Annotated in this window: 21 protein-coding genes and 1 tRNA gene; 10 read left to right on the top strand and 12 right to left on the bottom strand. The window is 62.6% G+C overall.

Features of this window, described 5'->3' with window-relative positions; translation table 11 throughout:
- From MA09_RS07260 to MA09_RS07235, 6 genes are all read left to right on the top strand, one after another.
- Positions 1–1,576, top strand: a 1,576-nt coding sequence (locus tag MA09_RS07260; protein WP_036246607.1) for a DUF3427 domain-containing protein, incomplete at its 5' end; no start/stop codon positions are given.
- Between the two features lie 207 nt (positions 1,577–1,783).
- Positions 1,784–2,902, top strand: coding sequence for a toxic anion resistance protein (locus tag MA09_RS07255; RefSeq protein ID WP_036246584.1), 1,119 nt, complete (start codon positions 1,784–1,786; stop codon positions 2,900–2,902).
- A 35-nt stretch (positions 2,903–2,937) separates the two neighbouring features.
- Positions 2,938–3,525: a TerD family protein gene (locus MA09_RS07250; RefSeq protein ID WP_036246583.1), complete on the top strand. Its 588-nt coding sequence runs from the start codon at positions 2,938–2,940 to the stop codon at positions 3,523–3,525.
- A gap of 69 nt (positions 3,526–3,594) precedes the next feature.
- The gene (locus MA09_RS07245; protein ID WP_036246581.1) at positions 3,595–4,497 is read left to right on the top strand and encodes a hypothetical protein; all 903 of its coding nucleotides are present in this window, start codon (positions 3,595–3,597) and stop codon (positions 4,495–4,497) included.
- A 106-nt stretch (positions 4,498–4,603) separates the two neighbouring features.
- Positions 4,604–5,785 carry a glycosyltransferase gene (locus MA09_RS07240; protein WP_051933247.1) on the top strand — a complete coding sequence of 394 codons (1,182 nt, stop codon included), beginning with the start codon at positions 4,604–4,606 and terminating at the stop codon, positions 5,783–5,785.
- A complete protein-coding gene (locus tag MA09_RS07235) occupies positions 5,778–6,245 on the top strand; it encodes a hypothetical protein (protein ID WP_036246579.1) in 468 nt (155 codons plus the stop codon). Before MA09_RS07240 ends, MA09_RS07235 begins: the two co-directional genes overlap by 8 nt.
- Here MA09_RS07235 and MA09_RS07230 read toward each other — a convergent pair.
- Together MA09_RS07230 and gdhA are read right to left on the bottom strand one after the other, a co-directional pair.
- Positions 6,194–6,946, bottom strand: coding sequence for an HAD family hydrolase (locus tag MA09_RS07230; protein WP_036246577.1), 753 nt, complete (start codon positions 6,944–6,946; stop codon positions 6,194–6,196). The two genes, MA09_RS07235 and MA09_RS07230, sit on opposite strands and share 52 nt — an antisense overlap.
- A gap of 207 nt (positions 6,947–7,153) precedes the next feature.
- The gene (gdhA, locus tag MA09_RS07225; RefSeq protein ID WP_036246576.1) at positions 7,154–8,497 is read right to left on the bottom strand and encodes an NADP-specific glutamate dehydrogenase; all 1,344 of its coding nucleotides are present in this window, start codon (positions 8,495–8,497) and stop codon (positions 7,154–7,156) included.
- Positions 8,498–8,704: 207 nt separating this feature from the next.
- On the opposite strand from gdhA, the gene MA09_RS07220 reads away from it, so the two are divergent.
- On the top strand, positions 8,705–9,157 hold the full coding sequence (locus MA09_RS07220) for a hypothetical protein (protein ID WP_036246575.1): 453 nt from the start codon (positions 8,705–8,707) through the stop codon (positions 9,155–9,157).
- 39 nt (positions 9,158–9,196) lie between these two features.
- On the opposite strand, the gene MA09_RS07215 is transcribed toward MA09_RS07220, so the two are convergent.
- The 4 genes from MA09_RS07215 to coxB all read right to left on the bottom strand — a co-directional run bounded on the left by MA09_RS07215 (position 9,197) and on the right by coxB (position 13,931).
- The gene (locus MA09_RS07215) at positions 9,197–10,081 is read right to left on the bottom strand and encodes a cytochrome c oxidase assembly protein (RefSeq protein WP_051933246.1); all 885 of its coding nucleotides are present in this window, start codon (positions 10,079–10,081) and stop codon (positions 9,197–9,199) included.
- Positions 10,069–10,428, bottom strand: a complete 360-nt coding sequence (locus MA09_RS07210) for a hypothetical protein (RefSeq protein ID WP_036246573.1) — start codon at positions 10,426–10,428, stop codon at positions 10,069–10,071. The genes MA09_RS07215 and MA09_RS07210 overlap by 13 nt, the downstream gene beginning before the upstream one ends.
- A 3-nt stretch (positions 10,429–10,431) precedes the next feature.
- Entirely contained in the window at positions 10,432–12,864 is a 2,433-nt protein-coding gene (gene ctaD, locus MA09_RS07205) for a cytochrome c oxidase subunit I (protein WP_229440595.1), read from the bottom strand.
- 95 nt (positions 12,865–12,959) lie between these two features.
- Complete coding sequence (gene coxB, locus MA09_RS07200; RefSeq protein WP_036246568.1) at positions 12,960–13,931, bottom strand: cytochrome c oxidase subunit II; 972 nt, start codon at positions 13,929–13,931, stop codon at positions 12,960–12,962.
- A 148-nt stretch (positions 13,932–14,079) separates the two neighbouring features.
- Between coxB and MA09_RS07195 the strand changes: the two genes are divergently transcribed.
- Entirely contained in the window at positions 14,080–14,493 is a 414-nt protein-coding gene (locus MA09_RS07195; protein ID WP_036246566.1) for a CopD family protein, read from the top strand.
- A gap of 14 nt (positions 14,494–14,507) precedes the next feature.
- Here MA09_RS07195 and MA09_RS07190 read toward each other — a convergent pair whose 3' ends face one another.
- The 5 genes from MA09_RS07190 to MA09_RS07170 all read right to left on the bottom strand — a co-directional run bounded on the left by MA09_RS07190 (position 14,508) and on the right by MA09_RS07170 (position 18,491).
- The gene (locus tag MA09_RS07190) at positions 14,508–14,987 is read right to left on the bottom strand and encodes a DUF2231 domain-containing protein (RefSeq protein ID WP_036246563.1); all 480 of its coding nucleotides are present in this window, start codon (positions 14,985–14,987) and stop codon (positions 14,508–14,510) included.
- A gap of 408 nt (positions 14,988–15,395) precedes the next feature.
- Positions 15,396–15,471, bottom strand: a tRNA-Phe gene (locus MA09_RS07185).
- A 66-nt stretch (positions 15,472–15,537) separates the two neighbouring features.
- A complete protein-coding gene (locus MA09_RS07180) occupies positions 15,538–16,101 on the bottom strand; it encodes a lipocalin family protein (protein ID WP_036246561.1) in 564 nt (187 codons plus the stop codon).
- 85 nt (positions 16,102–16,186) lie between these two features.
- A complete protein-coding gene (locus tag MA09_RS07175; protein WP_036246601.1) occupies positions 16,187–16,672 on the bottom strand; it encodes an acyl-CoA thioesterase in 486 nt (161 codons plus the stop codon).
- A gap of 88 nt (positions 16,673–16,760) precedes the next feature.
- The gene (locus MA09_RS07170; protein ID WP_036246598.1) at positions 16,761–18,491 is read right to left on the bottom strand and encodes a methyl-accepting chemotaxis protein; all 1,731 of its coding nucleotides are present in this window, start codon (positions 18,489–18,491) and stop codon (positions 16,761–16,763) included.
- Between the two features lie 259 nt (positions 18,492–18,750).
- Here MA09_RS07170 and epsC point away from each other — a divergent pair, with 259 nt between their 5' ends.
- The gene (gene epsC, locus MA09_RS07165) at positions 18,751–19,668 is read left to right on the top strand and encodes a serine O-acetyltransferase EpsC (protein ID WP_036246559.1); all 918 of its coding nucleotides are present in this window, start codon (positions 18,751–18,753) and stop codon (positions 19,666–19,668) included.
- A 66-nt stretch (positions 19,669–19,734) separates the two neighbouring features.
- Positions 19,735–20,430 (top strand): alpha/beta fold hydrolase, encoded by a 696-nt coding sequence (locus MA09_RS07160; RefSeq protein WP_036246557.1) that lies wholly within the window; start codon positions 19,735–19,737, stop codon positions 20,428–20,430.
- Here MA09_RS07160 and uvsE read toward each other — a convergent pair.
- Positions 20,427–21,317 (bottom strand): UV DNA damage repair endonuclease UvsE, encoded by an 891-nt coding sequence (gene uvsE, locus MA09_RS07155; RefSeq protein ID WP_036246554.1) that lies wholly within the window; start codon positions 21,315–21,317, stop codon positions 20,427–20,429. The genes MA09_RS07160 and uvsE overlap by 4 nt on opposite strands.
- Positions 21,318–21,435 lie beyond the last annotated feature (118 nt).

Here is a 21,435-nt window from a genome sequence, read left to right as displayed (position 1 = left end):
TCCATGGAACCGGGCCGATGAACAAAAGGCGCTGGATGGCCTCTTCACCGGAAATCATATTCGCGCCCGCTTGATCGTGAATGAATGGCACCGCTTGTGCGCAAATCCGCGTGAGAGCCGGGCTATCGCTTTCTGTGTAAGCGTTGATCACGCACGTTTCATGACAGGGCAATTCGTTCGTGCTGGCTTGCCCGCCCTGTGCGTTACCGGACAATCGAGCCGCGAGGAACGTATGGCCGCTCCGCGCAAGCTGGCCAGTGGTGAGGTTTGCGTATTGGTGACGGTCGATCTCTACAACGAAGGCATCGACTTGCCGATGGTGGATACCTTGCTGCTGCTGAGGCCAACGCAGAGCCCAGTGATATTCCAACAGCAGATTGGCCGCGGACTACGCCTCTTCAAGGGGAAAGAAAGCTGTCTGGTGCTCGACTTTATCGGCCAGTACCAGAAGGAATTCCGGTTCGACCATTTACTCGGCCAGCTTACTGGACTGAGTCGGCGCGAATTGCTGGACGGGGCTGCAAACGGGTTCAGTAAATTGCCCACAGGTTGTTACATGCAACTGCAACAGCGTACGCGCGACCAAGTGCTGGCCAGTTTGCGTAACCTGATTCAGCAAAACTGGCGCCGGCTGATTCGTGAGTTGCAGACCTTCGTCAGCTTGCATGGCCGGAATCAGCTCGGCCTATCCCGTTTTCTGCACGAGCAGGCGCTGAATGTGAGCGACGTTTATCGCAGCACTGCGCGCAGCGGCTGGACTGCGCTCCAGCGTTCTGCTGAACTGCTGGCAGGGCAAGAAGATCCGGAAGAAGAGTACTTTGGACGCCGCTTCAGCGCGCTGTTGCATATTGACGACCCGGAGCAGATAGCGCTGATGCAGGCCTTAGCACATCCAGATGTGGAGGCAGTGCTCAATGATCCACGCAATGGCCGACGTCTCCAGATGCTGGCTTACCAGGTCGATGGGACTGCCAGTCGCGTAGGAAGTGGAAGCGACTTTTTGCGGCGACTCCAGCAGAATCCGCACAGCTTGAAAGAACTGACTGAACTTGCTCAAGTCCTGGAAGTGAGCGCGGCAGTGCGGAGCGTCCCCATCCCTGGGCTTGAGGATGTGCCGCTTTGCCTGCATGCACATTATCGAATCAATGAAATTCTCACTGCAGTGGGATACCTGACTGCAGAGAAGCGACCACGCTTTGGCGAAGGCGTCTTAAGGCTCAAGGAGCGCAAGACCGAACTCCTGTTTGTGACTCTCGACAAGCGCAGTGGTTTTCACGATGCGATTGCTTACCATGACTACGCGCTTAGCCATGAGCTGTTCCATTGGCAGACGCAGAACAGTTGTAGCCCGCAGAGTGCGGCCGGGCAGCGGTATTTGCAGAGCGTGGGGGCGGAGAGAAATGGCTGGCAGTTCCAGTTATTCGTGCGAAGTGATCAAGACAGCGCATACCTGGCATGCGGACCAGTAGTCCTAAAAGATGCTCATGGAGCTCAACCGATGAGCATTACCTGGCAGTTGGAGAGGGCGCTCCCGGCTACTGCGTTTGCTCAATTCAGCATCTTGCGCGCTGCTTGAGGCGAACAATATGAGACATGCAAAAACTCAATTCACATGAAATCGCTGGATTGCTTGCACTGAATGAGTGTCCATTTGGTGCACAGGCTATGCTTAGCGCATGACGGCCAGCTTAACGCTAGTCGTGGTGGTTAGACGATGCTCACGCAGACCGATTGTCCGGTGGTAAGCTATTTGATGTTGTCACTTCTCACCTGAAGGAAACCTATGAAACCGCTGTTCACCTCCGACGAAGAAGCGAACGCAGCACCCCCGGTTCCCGCGACGCCGGCGTTTCCGCCCTTGCTGAATCCAGCCCCGACGTCGGACACGCTGCCGGCCGCACGCCCGGAGGCCAGCGCGGCGCCGCTGGTGAGGGTCGACATTTCCGGTATCGATGACAAGGCCATCGAAGCCCTGGGTGGTTCCACCGGCGCAGGCGTGGCGAAAGTGTCGGCCAAGCTGCTCGGCACGGTGCGTGCGTCGGATGCGGATGTGTTCGGCACGCAGCTGAACGAACTGATCGCGACCTCGAAAGGCCTGGACCCGGCCAAGCTCCGTTCGGGCGGCCTGCTGTCGCGCCTGGGGAACATGTTCGGCTCGGTCAAGGAAAAGATGCTGTCGCAGTACCAGGTGGTCGAATCGCGCATGGATACCCTGATCGCGGAGATGACGCGGCATGCCAACGTGCACCGTGGGCGCATCCAGGATTTCGACGAGATGTACAAAAGCCTCGAACTGTACTACCAGGGCCTGGATGCCGATGTGAAGAAGGGCGAAGCCTGGGCGGAGCGCCTGCGCCAAGCGCTCGCGCAGCAGGCCGCGGCTGCCAATGCCTTCGAGGCGCAGCAGGCGACTGAGCTCAAGCGCCGTCTCGAGCGTCTCGAGAAACGCATCGACGACCTGCGCCGCGCCATGCTGATGGCCACGCAGATGGTGCCGCAGATCCGCCTGTCGCAGGACAACGCCCGGGCCCTGACGGACACCTTCACGGATATCGTCAACGTGTCGATTCCGGCCTGGCGCAACGTGTTTTCGCTCTACCTGCTGCAGCTGGAGGCCAAGCAGAGCGCGGCGGTCGCCAACGCGGCCTACGACGCCACCGACGCGGCCTTCCGTGCCCAGGCCGACATGTTGCTGGACAATACCGAGACGGTAGCCCGTGCCAAGCAGCGTTCCCTGGTCAGCCTGGAAACCGCCCAGCACGTCCAGACCCAGCTGATGACCGCCTTCGACAAGCTCGAACAGATCTCGAACGAAGGCCAGCAGCGCCGCAAGGATGAACTGCCCAAGCTGCAGGAACTGGAGCGCGAGCTGATTGCGCGCTTTTCGCCAACCGGCGCCTGATCGTCATTTTCACCTTATAGGAAAAAGGAAAGTCCATGTCGACGACGCTCCACACTGGCCACCGCATCAACCTCGAAAAAACCGCGCCGGGCTTGAAGCGCGTTCGTGTCGGCCTCGGATGGAAGGTCAACCCGGTCGAAGGCCAACCCTTCGACCTCGACTCGTCGGTCTTCCTGTGCCGGCGGGATGCGAGCGATAACCCGGTCATGATCAGCAATGCCCACTTCGTCTATTACAACCACACCACTTCCCCGGATGGGGCTGTGGTGCACTCCGGCGACAACCGCACGGGTGACAAGGATGGCGACGACGAGGTCATTACCGTCGACCTGGGCAAGGTCGAAGCCGAGGTCGTGGAGATGCCGATTGTCGTGACCATCCACGACGCCGAAGTGCGCAAGCAGACCTTTGGCCGTGTCACGGACGCCTACGTCAAGGTGTACAACGACGAGACTGGGGAAGTGCTCGCGGAGTATGACCTGGACGAGGACTATTCGGACAAGACCGCGCTGCAGTTCGGCTCGCTGTACCGCAAGGATGGCGAATGGCGCTTCCAGGCCGTCGGCGCCGGCTTCAAGCTGAACCTGGCAACCTTCGTCCGCAAACTCGGCGGTACCGTCTGAGAGCGGGCACGCGTGTCTGCCGCGTCCTTGTTCCATGAAGCGGAAATGGCGCGCGATGCCAGGTAGCCGATGACAGACCAGACGCCCAAGGCATTCGATTTCGGCGGAGAGCCGGAAGCCCCTTCCGATCCGGCCAAGGGGCCAGCCGTGCCGCGGGCCTTCGACTTCGGTGACGCGGAAGATGCCGCAACCCCGCAGGATGCTGCGCCGCTTGCCGGCGACAGCCCGCCCAGGGCGCTGTCATTCGACGAACTTCCCCCGGCACCGATATCGCCGGGCGCGACCGCGAAAGCTGCGCCCGGCGCGCTGTTCGACAGCGAAGACCATCCGGCGGTACGCGACGCCCTGGCGATCGCCCGGGCCGAGCATCCGGTAGTGTTCACGCACTCGGAGCAGCGCCTGGCCGCCTTGTTCCGCCGCCTCCTGCCGCTCAAGCTGCCACTGGTCACGCAGTGGGCGGAGGAGCCCTTGATGGAGCAGGCCGCGCTGCTCCAGCCGGTGACCGAGCTGGTGATGAAGTTCGCGCAAATGGGCGTGCCGGCCATCCTCGACGCCGCGCTCGAAAGCACCAGGGCGCCAACGGGCGTGTTCGGCAAGCTGCTGCGCCGCCCGGCATCGCCTGCGCAGTACAAGCCCGCGCTGACAGCGTCCCGTGCGCAGCTCCTGCAACTCGTGGCGGACAGCGAGGTGGCCACGCGCAAGCTGGCGGAATCGGCGAGGAACCTGGGCCTGCACCTGGCGGCGCTTGCCGTCGTGTCGAAACTCGCCGGCAGCGCGTCGGATGCGAGCTTGCTGGATGCCCTCATGCAGCGCCGCACACTGCTCCAGCAGGCAGTTCGCCAGGCAGAGCTGTCGATCCAGCAGATGGAGCAGGTGCGCCAGCAAGCGGTTGACCTGATCGGTCAGGTGTCGTCCTTCCTGACGGTTACCTTGCCCGCGCTCGAGATGGCGCAGGCGAAGAACGCTCCCTGACCTCGCCGGGAGCGATGGCCGCCGTCATGGGCCGGTCATATTCCGCGCTTACATTCCATGCATATCCTTAGCGGGGGACGTGCATGGACAAGCGGATGGCAGCGCCATGAGGGAAGGTGACATCCAGCGCGGCCTGGCCGGGAAAAAGATCCTCGTGCTCAGCGTGCCGGCCGGCGCCGGTCATACCCGGGTGGCCGAAGCCATCCGTACCTGCGCGGCCGAGGAATATGGCGATGCCAGGGTGGTCCACCTCGACGCAATGGCCTTTGGCACGCCGTGCCTGCGCAAGGTCTATACCGACTTCTACCTGTGCCTGGTCAAGCGCGCGCCAGGCCTGTGGCGCCATGTCTACCGGCTCACGGACCAGGCCCGTCCGGACGGCTGGTTCAACCGCCTGCGGCGCTGGATCGAAGGGCGCGACTGCCGGCCGCTGCTGGCACAAATCGCCACGCTGAAGCCCGACGTGGTGGTATGCACCCATTTCCAGCCGGCTGAACTGCTGTCCCGGCAGATCGCGGCCGGCGCCTTGCACTGCCCGGTCTGGGTACAGGTGACCGACTTCGACCTGCACCGCATGTGGGTGCACCCGCATATGGCCGGCTACTTCGCCGGCAACGACGAGGTGGCGTTTCGCATGCGGGAGCAGGGCATCCCGGCAGGGGCGATCCATGTTGCCGGCATCCCGACCATGCCGGCGTTTTCGCGTCGGCACGACCGCGCCGAATGCGCCCGTGCGCTGGGCCTCGACCCAAGCTTGACGACCTTTCTCCTGATGGGCGGTGGCGCCGGCCTGGGCGACTTGAGCCGGGTGGCGCAGCGCCTGCTGGCCATCCCCGGCGATTTCCAGCTGATCGTTCTGGCGGGGAAGAACCTTGCTGAACTGAGCGCACTGCACGTGCTGGCCGAACGCTTCCCGGGCCGGCTGGCGCCCCAGGGCTATACCGACCAGGTCGAGCGCCTGATGGCTTGCGCCGACCTCGTCGTCACGAAGCCGGGCGGCTCGACGCTTGCCGAATGCTTAGCCATGGGCCTGCCCATGATCCTGCATGCGCCGATTCCGGGGCAGGAAGAGCACAACGCGAATTTCCTGCTGGAGCAAGGGGCGGCGCTCAAGGCCTCCGACCTGCCGACCCTGGATTACCGTATCCGTTACCTGATGGCGCGACCGGCCAAGCTGAAAGAGATGGCTGGCCGCGCGCGGACGCTGGGACGTCCGCACGCGGCCAGACAGGTACTGGAAACCGTCCTGGTTCGATCAGGTCAGGAAAGTGAAGAGGCGTATGCTTGAGTTGTCGGAGGCGGGCCGGGTTGTGGCGACAGTGTGTGCCGTGTTGATGTTGGCCTACCTGTTCGCGCGGGTCGAGGTGGAGATCGAGGGCGAGGCCGGCTGGGCGGCGAACCTGCCGACCTGGCGTATCGAACAGCATCCGCTGCTCGACATCTTCTGGGGTGGCCGCGCCCTGACCGGCTACCACCTGTGGATGTTCTCCTTCATTGGCCTGGTCTTCCACTTCCCGCTGTTCTTCATCGGTCAATGGTCGCTGCGGCTCGAGGCCATGGTGATGGCCTCGATCATGCTGTTCTGGATCGTCGAGGACTACCTCTGGTTCGTCGTCAATCCGGCCTTCGGCTGGCGGCGCTTCAGGCAGGAATGCGTGCCCTGGCATAGGCACTGGGCCTTCGGCGCGCCGGTCGATTACTGGATGTTCGGCGCCATCAGCATGCTGCTGTTCTGGTACGGCGCCTGAGCGAGCACGCCGAGGTCGAGCGCGTGCCGGATGCGGCAGCACAGCTCGGCGGACGTGCGGGAGATCAGTTCCGGCGGAATATCGTAGTTGTTGGTCAGCCGCTCGTGGTCTTCGAAACCATACGAGACCATGAAGGGATGCATGCCGGTGTTGATCGCCGCGGCGAAATCCTTGTGCTCGTCGCCGCAGACATAGGCCCGCGCCGGGTTGATGCCGAAGCGCTCGCGCAGCACGCGGAACTGTGCGGTCTTTTTCTCTTTCAGGGGAATATGGACCAGGAAGTCCAGCTCGCCGATATCGATGTCGTGGCGGCGGAACAGCTGGCGCAGGGTTTCCAGCGGCTCGATGGTCACGTTGCGCGTCACGATGCCGACCAGAATGTCGGGCGCGGCGATCAGTTCGCGGATCAGCTCGGGAATGCCTTCATACAGGCTGGCCTCCTGCCGGTAGATGCCGGTCAGGGTGTCAACCAGCCGGGCGCGGCTGTTCTTGCGCAGGTTTTTCCGGATGATGGCGGGGAATTCCTTCAGGCCGCCGACATACTTGAGCAGGTGGTGCCGTTTCTGGAAATTGGTTTCCGCTCCGATCGCCATCCCATGGCGGGAGAAGGCGGCTTCGATGGCGGAAAACGCATCGATGGTAGTGCCGTCCGCATCGAGGATCAACAGCCGCTTATCGCTTGTGTACGCGCTTGTGTACATGAGGCACCATCCGAATGTCCGAGCCGGCACGGACAACGCGCCGGAGCTCGTGTTGTCCCATCATCAGGTGCGCTCATGACCGGCGTATGACAGGAAAGGCGGTGGGGATGGACTGTGCCGCGCGGACGACAACATTCACTGGAACAGGATCTGTGCAGGGCAGAAAGCAAAAAGACGCCAATCTGCATGGATTGGCGTTTCCCCAACTCAGATCACACCTTGCGCCAGCATCGCGTCGGCCACTTTCACGAACCCGGCAATATTGGCGCCGTCCACATAGCTGATGCCGCCGTCGGCACGCTTTCCGTACGCCAGGCAGGCTGCGTGGATCCCCTTCATGATTTGCAGCAGCCGGGCATCGACCTCCTCGCTGGGCCAGGACAGGCGCGCCGCGTTCTGGCTCATCTCCAGGCCGGAAGTGGCGACACCGCCGGCGTTGCTGGCTTTTCCCGGGGCGTACAGTACGCCGGCGGCCTCGAAGGCTTTCGCGGCATCGATGGTCGAGGGCATGTTGGCTCCTTCAGCCACGCACAGCACGCCATTCTGGATCAGGACGGCGGCATCCCCTGCGTCCAGTTCGTTCTGGGTCGCGCATGGCAGCGCCACATCGACCGGCACGTGCCAGGGGCGCACGCCGGCTTCGAAACTGCTGCCGGTGCGCTGGGCATAGTCGCTGACGCGGCCATACAGATGGTTCTTCACCTCCATCAGGACGGCCAGCTTCTCGGGCGTAAAGCCGTCCATGTCGATCACGGTGCCGCTCGAGTCGGATACCGTCACGACCCTGGCGCCCAGGGACATGGCCTTTTCCACGGCGTATTGCGCTACGTTGCCCGAGCCGGACACGCTCACGCGCAGGCCATCGAAGGAGCGGCCGCGGGTCTTGAGCATTTCTTCCGCAAAATACACGGTCCCGTAGCCGGTCGCTTCCGGGCGTATCAGCGAGCCCCCGTAGCTCAGCCCCTTGCCCGTGAACACGCAGTCGGCCCGGTTGCTCAGCTTTTTCATCATCCCCACCATGTAGCCGATTTCGCGGCCGCCGACGCCGATGTCGCCGGCCGGAACATCCGTGTCGGCGCCGACATGGCGGAACAGTTCGCTCACGAAAGCCTGGCAGAAGCGCATCACCTCGCCCGGGCTCTTGCCTTTGGGGTCGAAATCGGAGCCGCCCTTGCCTCCGCCCATGGGCAGGGTGGTCAGTGCGTTCTTGAACGTCTGTTCGAAGGCGAGAAATTTCAGTACCGACAAGTTGACCGAAGGGTGGAAGCGCAAGCCTCCTTTATAGGGACCGATCGCCATGCTGTGCTGGATCCGGTAGCCGCGGTTGACACGGACCTGGCCATGGTCATCCACCCACGAGACGCGAAACATGACCACGCGCTCGGGCTCGACCAGACGGTCGAGCAGGCCTTGCTCGGCGTAGCGGGGATGCTGTTCGATGAAGGGCCACAGGCTTTCCATCACTTCGGTGACAGCCTGCAGGAACTCGGGCTGGCCGGGGTTTCGGTCGGCAACGTGCTGCAAGTACTGGTGTACGGAAGGATAGTTCATCGCAGATCCCAAGTTCGAAGATGTCGAAGTCCGCTACTTTGCCATCAATGGCGGTTTTCCGGCGTTTGTATGGAACGGCAGGCGCCACACCTCGCTACCGGTTGAAAAGCCTGACACGAAGAGTGCTGCTAGAATTTGCAACAGCCTTCCAATGCCCATTGCAGGAGTGTACAAATCCTAGCTTTTCTACTCACCACGGCGATTCGTATGCCAAAGCGAACGATCGCTGTCGCGTTATTCGTGCTGGCAGCCTTGGCCAGCACGATGACCTATACCGGTTTCCTTGTCATCGGCGTTCTGGCCGAGTATCTCGGCACGGGCCGGGTCCTGGCAGGATTGCTGCTTGGCGCTCTTTTGGCACGCTTCCCGTGGATAAGAAAAGGCAAGCTGCGCATTGTCGGTCTGCTGCCTAAACCCGTCCGTCGGCCATTCATGGTGAGCTTGCTGGCACTTTGCTTGCTGCACTTCTTGTGGCGAGGCGAATACGTGCCCGCGGCGTTTACAGGTTTCACGACCGCTTTCATTCTCACATTCCCTTGGCTGAGGCGAGCCATGTTCGACCGAATGCTAGCGTCGTTCTTCAAATTCACTGGCCGAAACCCTCCCAACAGCGTCGACGACAGGGTGATCGATGCTGAATTCAGGGAAAAGAAGGATTGAGGCTTTGCCTGGGCGAGGGTTTCGCGTTTTGGAAGCTTTCTACAAAGGCCGTTCTTTCCGCCCATCCGCAGTACGCAGCCAGGCCGCGGCAAATGCCAGTCCGCCGATGAGGTAACAGGCGCCCATGGGAATCCACATCAGCAGGCCGGCCAGCTGCTGGTCTTGTAGTGCCCTTTCCACGCTGCCCTGCGTTGCGATGTAGGTGGCATAAATGGGACGTGATGCGAAGGTGAACAATGCGCCCAGCAGGCCGGTATGCATCAGCGTGGACAGCACGGACAGCGCAGCCGATCCATAGCCTTCGTTCTCGCTATGGCGTATCAATACTGTCCAGTACCAGTAGCCGGCAATCAGGAAACTCAGATGTTCCAGTATGTGAATCCACTCGACACGCAGCGCGAGTTCGAACAGTTGGGGCGTATGCCAGATCCAGATTACCGCGCCGTGCAGAATGAACGCTACGGAAGGCATCAGCAACAGGCGCAGCCATTTGCGTGGAAGGGACAGTGCGGCGGCTGCGCCAGGCGATACGGCGGCAATGGCGGCATTGATGGGAATGCCGATTCTTCCAAAGGCGAGCAGCGGACCGGCAACCACGATCAGCAGCATATGCTGTGCCATGTGTACTGCAAAGCTGAATTCCGAAAAGGCGTCGAATGGCCAGATCAGCGCGAGGAAAAGCGCGATTGCTCCGAGTACGGCACTCGACAGTGTCAGGGGCCGCATTGAAACGCCTGCGTGCTTCCTGCGGCGCAGCCAAAGCAGGCCGCCGAGATAAAGCGCGCTGAACAGGACCATCGGCGTGACGACCATCGGGTCCAGCGTCCACCAACTACCGTGGTGTTCCCCGGCGTGGGCGAATGCCTGCGTCGGTAGCAGGGCGATAGCGGAATACCGCCAGAAATAAGGATTCAGGAAGCGCATGTCGGCAATATTGAGGTTGGAAACGCGACCCATAGCATGGACAGCAGCGATATCGCGCACAGCAACAGGGTAGCGATGGCAAAGAAGCGGCTGATGTCCGGATCGGGGCCCGGAGGATGACGCCAGCGGTGCTGGCTGGCGACAGCGATACCGATGATGAGCGCCCCGGCAAGCAAGGTGGAAGCGGCCACACCCAGTTCCACGGCATTCAAGCCGATGAAGCGGGATTCATCGAGTTGCGATGCGCATGCGAGCGACACGATGACGTAGCAGACGACGAAATGCACGATCCAGATGAGCGGCGCACCTACCAGCGTGAGCAGACGCTTCAAGGTCGAAGAATCCATCGACTAGCCTCCTACGACCGTGGGAAATACATGGATGGTGGCGAACCCCAGCATCCATTGCAGCACCGTGTATTGCCAGAACAGTGACACCACCTTGCCCTCGCCAGGCCTGGTGCGATGCAGGTAGCCATGCCGCACCCGCAGCAAGGCAAACAGGGCCATGATGATCGCAATAACGACATGCACGATTTGGAATCCGCTGATGGTATGAATCAACGCGCCGTAAGCATGCTCTTTCGCGGACACTCCGCTACCCTGCAGCGTCAGGACCTGCAGCACGATGAACAGCACACCAGACACCGCCGCAGTGACATATAGCGCCTGTGCCCAGCCGCTGCGCAGCGCACGGATGCAGAATTCCGCCAGAATCGCCGCCAGTCCGCCCAGCAGCAGTACCGCGAACGCCGCAAGCGGCAGGCCCAGGCCGGTCTGGCGATATTCTGCTGGCGGCCACTGCGGCGACACGGTCCACAGGTAAAAATAGGCAAAGAGCAGTGAAATGAAGAGTGTACCGTCGGCCAATAAGGCGAATAGGGTGCCCCACCATCCAGGCGTCAGCGAAAGCTTGTTATGCACCGGGAGCAGGCCATGCGCGCCCCCATCGATGTCGCTCAGGTCATGACGCGATCCGTTTTGCCAGGCCCATACGAGCAGGGCGCCCAGCGATGCCGCCGCACCCAGGGCAGCGAGCCAGTAGAGCTTCGCTAGGAAGCCGATAAAGAACAGGGAAGTTAAACCGGCGGCGACGAGCGGCACCACGGTATTGCCAGGCAAAATTACCACGGCTTGCGGCTTGGCATGCGTGATACTGGTCATCAGGATTTCGCGGCGGCTGACATCGGCATGGCCCAGCAGATGGCGTCCTTCTTGTATCTCCTGTGGCAGATCGGGATTCTTCCATAGCGGCTCGCGGTCATCGACGTGCGGCTGCGACACGAAGTTGTAGGGCGGGACCGGCGTCGGCATCGCCCATTCGAGCGTGCCTGCATTCCAGACATTGGGTCTGGCTCGTTTGCCCGCAACAAAATGCATGATCACGTCGACCGCCAGGATTGCCACACCGATGGCAGAGATAAATCCGCCCACGGTGGAGATGAAATTCAGCGCATTCCATCCCAGCTCCGGCAAATAGGTGTACACACGCCGCGGCATGCCCCACAGCCCGGTCAAGTGCATGGGCAGGAAGGTGACGTTAAAGCCGATGAAGATGGTCCAGAAGGCGATGCGGCTCAAATACAGGGACGGTTCGCGTCCCGACAGCAGAGGCAGCCAGTAATAGAAGGCCGCAAACATCGGGAAAACCATACCGCCAAACAAAACGTAGTGCAGATGGGCGACGACGAAATGCGTGTCATGTACCTGCCAGTCGAAGGGCACGAGCGCCACCATCACGCCCGTCAACCCGCCCAGGACGAAGATGAACAGGAAACCAAAGATATACAACATGGGCGTACTCATTACCGCCCTTCCGCTCCACAGCGTGGCGATCCAGGCAAAAACCTGTATGCCGGTCGGGATGGCGACTGCCATGCTGGCCGCCGAGAAAAAAGCGAGCGACAACAAGGGGATGCCGACCGCAAACATGTGATGCACCCACAGGCCGAAACTGAGGAAGCCAGTGGCGATCACCGCCATGACCACCCAGTTGTAGCCCACGATGGGGTGCCGCGCAAAGGTGGGGAGCATCGTCGTGACCAGGCCGGCGGCCGGCAGGAAAATGATGTAGACCTCGGGATGGCCGAATATCCAGAACAAGTGCTGCCACAGCAAGGGATCGCCGCCCAGCGCGGTGTCGTAGAAGGGCAGGCCGAATGCGCGTTCTATTTCTAGCAGGATGGACGCCAGGATCAGCGGCGGAAAGCCGAACACGATCATGAACGCCATCACGAGGATGTACCAGGCGTAGAGCGGCATGCGGTTGATGGCCATGCCGGAAGTGCGGGTTTTCAGTATGGCGACGATCAGTTCCACGCCGGCCGCCACTGCCGAGATCTCTGCGAAGGTCACGCCCAGCAACCAGAAATCCACGTTGCTGCCAGCCGAAAATTGCGCACTGTTCAGCGGCACGTACATGAACCATCCGCCGTCCGGCACTGCGTCGAACAGGAAGCTGGAATACAGCAGTATGCCGCCGAAGAGATAACACCAATAGCCAAACGCCGACAGGCGCGGATAGATCAGGTCACGCGTGCCGATCATCTTGGGCAGCAGGTAGACCGCAATACCTTCCATCATGGGCACCGCGAAGAAGAACATCATGGTGGTGCCATGCATGGTGAAGGCTTCGGCATACGTCTTGTGGTCGAGCAGATCGTTGCCAGGGAAGGTGAGCTGGCTGCGTATCCACATCGCTAGAATGCCGCCGATCAGGAAGAAGACGAAGCCGGTGATAATGAAGCGCAAACCGACGGTCGAGTGATTGACCACCGTGAACATGCCGAGTCCGGACGGGTTCTCCCAGACTGACTGCATGCGTGCCGGATGGGACGTACGGTCTTGTGCTGGAGAGGAGGGCGAAGCTGGCGATGTCATCAGGGTGATCCCTCCAGGTAAGCAGCCAGGGCCTCGAGTTCGTCGGCGCCGAGGTCGGGAAAAGAGGGCATGCGACTGCCGGGCTTCACGCCCTGGCTGTCTGCGATGATGCGTATGAGGTTGTCACGATTATTCTTCAGCGTGCCGCCGGCCAGATGCGTCCGGCTGGCAATATGGGTCAGGTCCGGCCCCTTGCGCGTATCGATGGCCATCCCGTCGATCGCGCGTACGGCATGGCATTCCATGCAGCGATTGTTCCGAAAGAGTTCCAGACCGCGCCGGGCGAGGTCACTGGTGGGTGCTGCGGCTGGCGTGCGCTGCTGCACCATCCAGGCATCGAATTCGGCACGTGGCTGGGCAATGACGAAAAACGCCATGCGCGCATGTTGCGCGCCGCAGAACTCGGCGCACTGGCCCCGAAATACCCCTTCGTTGTCAGCCTGGATCACCAGGGAGTTGACACGGCCCGGCATCACATCCATCTTGCCTGCCAGGTTGGGCACCCAGAAGCTATGGATGACATCGTTCGAATGCAGCCTCAGCTGCACCTGCACGCCGACCGGGATGCGGATTTCGTTGGCCGTGGCGAAGCCTGCGCTCGGCACGTCGCGCTGGTATCGCACTTCCCACCACCACTGGTTGCCAGTCACATCGATGGTCAGAGCCGGCTGGGGATCGCCGCGTAATGCGCCCATGCTCCACACGCCATAGACCAGCAGGGCCGTTAATGTGATTACCGGGAAAGCGACGCCGCCTGCAATAATCAGTTTATTTGCCGCGACAGGAACACGCTTTTCCGGAGCCCGGTACATTGCATACAGAGCCAGCACCATCACGAGCAGTAGGATCAGCGCTGCGCCGATGAACATGATCCAGCTGATGTGCGCGATTTCCGCGGCGGCCGGACCCTTGGGTGCAAGGGAAGACTGCACGCCCCCGCATCCCGTCAGCAGCGTTAACCCTGCTGTCATGCAGGTTCGGTGTTGACGACTAATTAGTAAAACGTCATGCATGGCGCCGATTCTATGTTAAAAATAATAATATCCATGGCATGGCCCACGTCATGGTCTGGCTCGCGCTGATCGTTTTCTACGGCACTGCTTTAAGGAATGAACGCTTATGTTGCTCGTGCTCACCCTGCATATCGCCTTCCTGTTGCTATGGTCCGGCACACTGCTGTATTTTCCGCAACTCCTGGCTCAGCAAGCTTCCGCGCAAGATGACGAGGATAGGCAACGTTCGCTCAAGATGCAGCACACGCTCTACGCTTTCGTCATGACACCCTCGGGGCTGCTCACCATCCTGTTCGGGGGCTGGCTGCTGTTCGCGCGGGGTTTTTCCGGCGGCTGGCTGCCTGTCAAGCTCACTCTGGTTCTGATGATGGTGTTCTTCCATGTCTATTGCGGGAACCTGATGGAGCAACTCAAGGAACAGGGCCCCATGCATTCGACATGGTTCTATCGCATGCTGCTGCTGGCGCCGATGCTGCTCATTCCCGCAGTCCTTGTCCTGGTGGTACAAAAGCCATTCTGAGCACCAAGCGAATGTCATTCATTGTCGCTACCTATGCTGTGATGGAACACGAGCTTGCCGCCAAACCAGCCAACCACGCTCAATGACACTGCACTGACCGCCGACATGAACAGCCCCCAAGGCAGCACCGCTGCCTCGTAATCACTGACGCGATACCACCAATTCGCAGCCAGGAGCGAGATCAGCATTACCGCAGCAATGAAGTGGCTCCAGCTCGCCACATGCCGGCGTATCTTGTGCACCATCATGAAATCCATCGTGCCGGCCAGGCCTGCCAGACTGCCCATGATGAACGAAGCGCCGATGATCCAGACCGAGAGGCGCGCCCAGAAAACATCGCCGGACCACCAGTACGCCAGGTCACTGGCCAGCCCGCCCAGTGTGAAGGCGACTGGGAAGGACACCAACATCGCGTGAACCGGATGGCCGGCAATGGCAAATGCACTGCGCGTGCTTTCTGGCGCTGGCTTCAGCAGCGGACTTTTGATGGTCATAAGCTAGGGAAAGAAGCTGGCATGCAAATCAGATTTGGGCTGGACAGGATGCTTCTTTCGGAATACTTGCGTTAGCTCAGCATCCTGGCCGGTCTTAGCCGCATTTTTGGAAGGTAGTGTAAATTTCTTTGAATTAACACTGCATTCCTGGCAACGTTGACAGAATAGCTTGCTCACCGGATTGGTAGCGCATGATTGCCGCCACGTGACTGGGTGCCGGGTGTCTGGGAAGTAGGCAATATTGCATATCCGCACGACGATAGGGACCGGACCAGTTGTACGAATCGGTCGGTTTGCCGCCGACGCGCCAGTCCGCTTTGTAACGGAGCCAAGTCGGACACGCTGAGTTGGATGCCAAAAACAAAAACGCCAACCGGTGAGGGTTGGCGTTTTGTTTGACACTGTTCTTGGTGGCCCGGGGCGGAATCGAACCACCGACACAAGGATTTTCAATCCTCTGCTCTACCAACTGAGCTACCAGGCCAAGGGCTCGCATTCTAGCACAAGGCGTGACGCAACGGTAGTGCTTCCGTGAAATCGGGCAAGACCCTTATTCGGCCTGCCTGGTCGGCACCAGGCGGTTCATGTCCAGGCCCTGGGCCTTCAGGCGGCCCAGCAGGGCGTCGTAGACGGCCGGGTCGACCTTGGGCGAGCGCGACAGGATCCACAAGTATTCGCGTTTCGGTTCGCTGACCGCCGCCAGCTGGTAGTCCGGGTCGAGGTCGATCACCCAATAGTCGCCCCAGACCATCGGCAGCCAGGACACGATGGCGGGCGCGAAGCGCACTTCCAGCTTCGGCGAGGTAGCGCCGCCCGGCTGGCGCGCCACGCCCTTGGCGTCGTCGGTGCTGCCGTCGGCGCGCCGGCAGCGGTTGAGCACGTCGACGCGGCCGTCCTCGCGCAGGCTGTAGGTGGCGGTGGTGAAACCGACGCACTTCTTCTGGAAATCATTCGGAAACTTCGCGATCTCGTACCAGGTGCCCATGTAGCGCTTGGCGTCGAGCGAAGGAATCGTCGCAAGCGGTGTGGCGCCGCCTGCCTGGTCCGCTCCCTGGGCAGGGGATGCGGACAAGAGCAGCAGGGGCAGCAGCGGTGCAAGCAGGGCAGTGTTCATGCGCGCTCCCGGGAATGGTCGAGCCTCGATGTTAGCCGAAGGGGCGCAAGCCCGCCGCACGCCGCTGCCCGCAAGACGTGCTGGGTCAGGTGCGCGCGGCGGCGCGCTCGGCGTGGCGGCGTTCGAGTTCCAGGCGGGCGGCCTTGCGCGCCTTGGCTTCCTCGAAGCGGCGATGTTCGTCTTCCGTCGCCGGCTGCAGGGGCGGCACCGCCACCGGTTTGCGGTCGTCGTCCACGGCCACCATCGTGAAGAAGCAGCTGTTCACGTGGCGCACGGCCTGGGAGCGGATGTCCTCGGCGATCACCTTGATCCCGATCTCCATCGAGCTGCGTCCCGCGTAGTTCACCGAGGCGAGGAAGGTCACCAGTTCGCCGACGTGGATCGGCTGGCGGAAGGTAACCTGGTCCACGCTCATCGTGACCACGTAGCGACCGGCATAGCGGCTGGCGCAGGCATAGGCCACCTGGTCGAGCAGCTTGAGGATGGTGCCGCCGTGGACGTTACCGGAAAAGTTGGCCGTGTCCGGAGTCATCAGGACCGTCATCGACAGCTGGTGGGAAGGCAGGTTCATGCAGGGCTCGACAGAAGTAAGGATGGCGCTATGGTGCGCCAGAATCGCCGGACCGGCAATGCCGGACGGCACCAAAGCGCCCGGGCGATCAGAACTCTTCCCATTCCTCTTCGGCGGCCTTGCGTGCCGCGCGCGGGGCTGGGGCAGGGCGGGCGACGGGCTTGGCGGGTTGGGCAGGCTTGGCGGCAGCCGTGGCGATGCGCGGCAGACCGGCATGCGCCTCGTCCTTGCGCGGCGCGGTCTTGGCGGCCTTGCCGGACATCGTGCGCGCCGGCTTGTCGGCCAGCTTGAAGACCGCCACCAGCTGGCTCAGGCGCGCAGCCTGTTCCTTCATCGACTCGGTCGCGGCCGCCGATTCCTCCACCAGGGTCGCGTTCTGCTGGGTGACGTTGTCCATGTCGGCCACCGCGCGGTGCACCTGCTGGATGCCGCTCGCCTGTTCCTTGCTCGAGTCGACGATCTCGCCCATGATCGCGGTCACCCGGCCGATGCTCTCGACGATGCCGTTCATGGTCGCGCCGGCGCGGCCCGCCAGGTCGGCTCCCTGCGACACGCGCAGCGTGGAGTCGTCGATCAGTTCCTTGATTTCTTTTGCCGCTGCCGCCGAGCGCTGGGCCAGGCTGCGCACCTCGCTGGCCACCACGGCGAAGCCGCGCCCCTGCTCGCCGGCGCGCGCCGCTTCCACCGCGGCGTTCAGCGCCAGGATATTGGTCTGGAAGGCGATGCCGTCGATGACGCTGGTGATGTCGACGATGCGCGCCGACGAGGCATTGATCGCGCCCATGGTGTCCACCAGCTGGCCCACCATGGCGCCGCCCTGCTGGGCTACCGTCGAAGCGGTCAGCGCGAGGCCGTTCGCTTCTTCGGCGCTGGTGGCGCTGTGCTGGATCGCGTGCGCCAGCTGGTTCATCGAGGAGGCCGTCTGCTCCAGCGCGGCCGCCTGGCTCTCGGTGCGGCGCGACAGCTCCTGTGCTTCGCTCGCCATCGCATCGCTTGATGCGCCGATGCTGGAGGTGCCGTCGCGGACCTGCCCGACGATCCGCGCCAGGCTGTCGCGCATGCGCAGCAAGGCATGCAGCAGGCTGGACTCGTCGCCCGGCCGCAGGTCGATCCGGACGTCCAGCTTGCCGGCGGCGATCTCGCCAGCCACGCGCGCCGCTTCGGCCGGCTCGCCGCCCAGGCGCCGGAACAGCGCACGCGCGAACAGCATGGAGGCGACGATGCTGCCGGCGAGGCTCAGGAGGCACAGGCCGACCAGCATGGTGGTGCTGGCGGCCGCGCCGTCCAGCACGTCCTGCGCCATGGCGTCGATGGTCTTGTGCTGCAGCGCCTGTAGTTCGGCCACCTTGTCCAGGTAGTGCCGGGTGGCCGGCACGAAGTCGCGCTCGAACTGGGCCATTGCGTCAAGGGCCTGGCCTTCGGCTTTCAGCTTCATCACCCGGTCGCGGGTTTCGATATAGCGCCCGCGCGCCTCGCCGATGGCATCGAACAGCGCCTTTTCTTCCGGCGTGTCGAGCAGTTCGCCGACCTTGTTCTGCAGGACGCTGGTGCGCTGGCTCGACTCGGTACTCTCGTCAGCAAAGACCTTGGCCAGTTCCGGGTCGCTCGACCGCGCGACCGCGGCGGTGCGCTTGGCCGACACCGAGGTGTTGAGCAGCCATTGCGAGGCCAGGCGCTCCTTGGACAGCGGGCGGCGAGTGAGCGCTTCGGTTTCCTCGGACATGACATGCAGGCGCCAGATGGCGACGGCGGTCGCGAGGGTCGAAATGATGATGACGAACGCAAAAACGATGCGTAACTGGGATCGGACACTGGACATGGCGTTGAACACTGCGGCTCCCGGGGTGGGTGGTGGGTTCCATGCCGGTGCGGCCCGTCCCGGAATGGGGCGGCCGGCGGCACCTCCTTGGAGCGTGCCCTGGTCTCAGGGACGCAATCCATTAACTTAAAGCAAAATGTGGACCAGAAGTAATGAAATCGATCAAAGTATGCGCGACCAATGTTTCATAGCGGTTTCCGCATATCGACCTGTGATTTAAATCGTTTTCCGAAGCAGGCAAAGCAGGTAGGCTCGGCACATGAACAGCGAATTTCCCACCTCATCCGGCTCCGTGCAATGGCACCTGGGCCCCATCATCGACGCGCTGCGCACCTCGCGCGAATCGACCCACAACATCCGCCACCAGGGCCGCGTGCGCGAACTGCCCTCGCGCGAGGTCCTCACCCAGGTGGTGAATGGCGTCTCGGCGGCGCTGTTCCCGACCCATTACGGCCGGCCCGACCTGAACGACGAGAGCATCGATTACTTCGTCGGCGACACGCTCAACGTGACGCTCGACCGGCTGGTGGGACAGGTGCGGCGGGCCCTGCGCTTTTCTCCCCAGTTCGAGGAGGCCGACGAAGCGAACCTGGCAGAGCGTGCGCAGGCGCTGACGCGCGAATTCGCCGCCGGCCTGCCGGCCATCCGCGCGCTGCTGGTGTCCGACGTGCAGGCCGCGCTGGCGGGTGACCCGGCCGCCAGCTCGGTGGCCGAGATCATGCTGTGCTACCCCGGCACCATCGCCATCCTCTACCACCGGCTGGCGCACTGCCTGCACCGACTCGGGGTGCCCTTCCTGGCGCGCCTGATCGCCGACATCGGCCACTCGCTGACCGGCATCGACATTCATCCGGCGGCGCAAATCGGCGGCAGCTTCTTCATCGACCACGGCACCGGGGTCGTCATCGGCGAGACCGCCATCATCGGCGAACGGGTACGCCTGTACCAGGCTGTGACCCTGGGCGCCAAGCGCTTCCCGGTGGATGCCAGCGGCGCCCTGGTCAAGGGCGCGCCGCGCCACCCGATCGTCGAAGACGACGTGGTCATCTACGCGGGCGCCACGGTGCTGGGGCGCATCACGGTGGGCGCCGGCTCGACCATCGGCGGCAATGTCTGGCTCACCCAGAGCGTTCCGCCGGGCAGCAACGTGTCGCAGGCGCAGTCGCGCAATACCTGACGCAGGGTACCTGACGCAGGGTACTTGACGCAGGGTGGGCGGAGGCGCCTTTGTTATCATGGCGCGATGTCTATCCTGCTCGTACCCGGCTACATGGCCGACGAAACGCTCTGGGACGACGTGCAGCAGCCGCTCGAGAAGTACGGGCCGGTCAAGCACGCGGACCTGCGCCACGATTCCTCCATCGAAGCGATGGCCGGCCGCGCGCTGGCAGGCGCGCCTCCCGGCTTCATCCTGGTCGGCTTCTCGATGGGCGGCTATGTCGCCCGCGAGATCGCGCGTCTGGCGCCCGGCCGGGTGCGCGCGCTGGTGCTGATCGCCACGTCCACGCGCGCCGATACGCCTTCGATGCGCCAGAGCCGCGGCACTGTGGGCAAGGCTGGGGCCTCGGTGGCCTTCTCGGGGCTGAGCAAGACCGCGATCGCCACTTCCCTGCATCCGAAGCAGGCCGGTAACGAGGCGCTGATCGAACGCGTGCGCGCGATGGGCGTGCGCCTCGGCGGCGAGGTGTTCCGCCGCCAGTCGGCGATCGTGCGCACGAGTGACCGCGAGCGCTTGCACGAGATCCGCTGCCCGACCCTGATCGTCGCGGCGGGCCAGGACCGGCTGCGTTCGCGCGAGGAATCCGAAGAGATGCAGGCCGGAATCCCCGGCTCCGAACTGGCCGTCATCGAGGACAGCGGCCACATGGTCCCGATCGAGGCCCCGCAGGCGCTGCTGGCGATCGTCGAACCCTGGCTTCGGAAAGTGGCGGCAGCCTAAGCGACTGCGGACGCCGACCAGCCGCGCAGGCCGCGGATCGCTTCTTCCTTGAGCTTGGCCTCGATCTCGATGTAGGGCGCGGCCAGGTAGGACGAGGGCATGGCCTCGATCAGGTCGGAATGCTGGCGGTCGTTGAAACCTTCGCGGCCGTTTGAAATGTGTACCAGCTGGTGGTCGGGATCGGCCCAGGTCTCGCGCGCCTTGAGCAGCATGGCGCCCACGCTGGGGTCTTCGTAGCTTGCCAGCTTGTCGTGCACCACGTGGTGGTGGGCGTCGAAGACCATCGGCACACCGGCGCGCATGCAGATCTCGTAGATTTCCTGCGCGCCATAGGCGTATTCGTCGTTCTCCAACCCCAGGCGGCAGCGGATCGCGTCGGGAAGCAGGGCGATGCGCTCGACCAAGGCGTCGGCGCGCTTGCCCTTGCCGCCATGAATCTCGAGCAAGGCCCAGGGCGAGCGCGGCTGCTCCAGCAGGTCCATGATGTCGGCGTGCATCTGCAGGATCTTGATGCTGTTTGCCACCACCCCTTCCGAATCCGAGTTCAGCACCACGAACTGGTCCGGGTGCATCACCAGCCGGATGCCGCGTTCCAGCGCGCGCCGGCCCGAGCGGCCCAGTGTGGCGGCAAAGGGCGCCAGCACCTCGCGCCCGATGTCTTCGTCGGCGAAGGGGAAGATCGAGGAGGGCAGGCGGTACAGGCGGATGCCCTCGGCCTCGCAGTAGCGCAGCGCCTTGTCCAGGGTCTGGATGTTGTCGCGGTACAGATCTTCCAGCAGTTTGCGTTGGGCATCCAAGCTGTGCTCGAGCAGGCGCTTGCGCGTGACCGTGCGGTAGCGGACGTCTTTCGAGGCGGTAATGCAGACGAGGCCGAGGTTCGGTTGCATGGTGTCCTGTGGTGTGGTGATTGCTCGTCCCAGTCTATCCAAATCAGGCTTCGCGGAGCGTTCGCTTAGGGCTTCCCGTACATGTTCCCGGGACAGCTCAGGGACACGCTGGCGAACG

It is taken from the genome of Massilia sp. BSC265 (assembly GCF_000740675.1).
Classification (GTDB): domain Bacteria; phylum Pseudomonadota; class Gammaproteobacteria; order Burkholderiales; family Burkholderiaceae_D; genus Telluria.
Note: the sequence above shows the minus strand (reverse complement) of the source record. Positions and strands in the feature narration are given on the sequence as shown.

Bases quoted from the DNA above. Each gene is read 5' to 3' on its own strand.
- MA09_RS07190 (WP_036246563.1), bottom strand. From the start codon at position 14,987: ATGACCATCAAAAGTCCGCTGCTGAAGCCAGCGCCAGAAAGCACGCGC.
- gdhA (WP_036246576.1), bottom strand. From the start codon at position 8,497: ATGAACTATCCTTCCGTACACCAGTACTTGCAGCACGTTGCCGACCGA.
- MA09_RS07215 (WP_051933246.1), bottom strand. From the start codon at position 10,081: ATGCGCTTCCTGAATCCTTATTTCTGGCGGTATTCCGCTATCGCCCTG.
- MA09_RS07195 (WP_036246566.1), top strand. From the start codon at position 14,080: ATGTTGCTCGTGCTCACCCTGCATATCGCCTTCCTGTTGCTATGGTCC.
- MA09_RS07245 (WP_036246581.1), top strand. From the start codon at position 3,595: ATGACAGACCAGACGCCCAAGGCATTCGATTTCGGCGGAGAGCCGGAA.
- MA09_RS07255 (WP_036246584.1), top strand. From the start codon at position 1,784: ATGAAACCGCTGTTCACCTCCGACGAAGAAGCGAACGCAGCACCCCCG.
- uvsE (WP_036246554.1), bottom strand. From the start codon at position 21,317: ATGCAACCGAACCTCGGCCTCGTCTGCATTACCGCCTCGAAAGACGTC.
- coxB (WP_036246568.1), bottom strand. From the start codon at position 13,931: ATGACAGCAGGGTTAACGCTGCTGACGGGATGCGGGGGCGTGCAGTCT.
- MA09_RS07250 (WP_036246583.1), top strand. From the start codon at position 2,938: ATGTCGACGACGCTCCACACTGGCCACCGCATCAACCTCGAAAAAACC.
- epsC (WP_036246559.1), top strand. From the start codon at position 18,751: ATGAACAGCGAATTTCCCACCTCATCCGGCTCCGTGCAATGGCACCTG.
- MA09_RS07235 (WP_036246579.1), top strand. From the start codon at position 5,778: ATGCTTGAGTTGTCGGAGGCGGGCCGGGTTGTGGCGACAGTGTGTGCC.
- MA09_RS07170 (WP_036246598.1), bottom strand. From the start codon at position 18,491: ATGTCCAGTGTCCGATCCCAGTTACGCATCGTTTTTGCGTTCGTCATC.
- MA09_RS07210 (WP_036246573.1), bottom strand. From the start codon at position 10,428: ATGGATTCTTCGACCTTGAAGCGTCTGCTCACGCTGGTAGGTGCGCCG.
- MA09_RS07175 (WP_036246601.1), bottom strand. From the start codon at position 16,672: ATGAACCTGCCTTCCCACCAGCTGTCGATGACGGTCCTGATGACTCCG.
- MA09_RS07160 (WP_036246557.1), top strand. From the start codon at position 19,735: ATGTCTATCCTGCTCGTACCCGGCTACATGGCCGACGAAACGCTCTGG.
- MA09_RS07180 (WP_036246561.1), bottom strand. From the start codon at position 16,101: ATGAACACTGCCCTGCTTGCACCGCTGCTGCCCCTGCTGCTCTTGTCC.
- MA09_RS07240 (WP_051933247.1), top strand. From the start codon at position 4,604: ATGAGGGAAGGTGACATCCAGCGCGGCCTGGCCGGGAAAAAGATCCTC.
- ctaD (WP_229440595.1), bottom strand. From the start codon at position 12,864: ATGTTCACGGTGGTCAATCACTCGACCGTCGGTTTGCGCTTCATTATC.
- MA09_RS07230 (WP_036246577.1), bottom strand. From the start codon at position 6,946: ATGTACACAAGCGCGTACACAAGCGATAAGCGGCTGTTGATCCTCGAT.
- MA09_RS07220 (WP_036246575.1), top strand. From the start codon at position 8,705: ATGCCAAAGCGAACGATCGCTGTCGCGTTATTCGTGCTGGCAGCCTTG.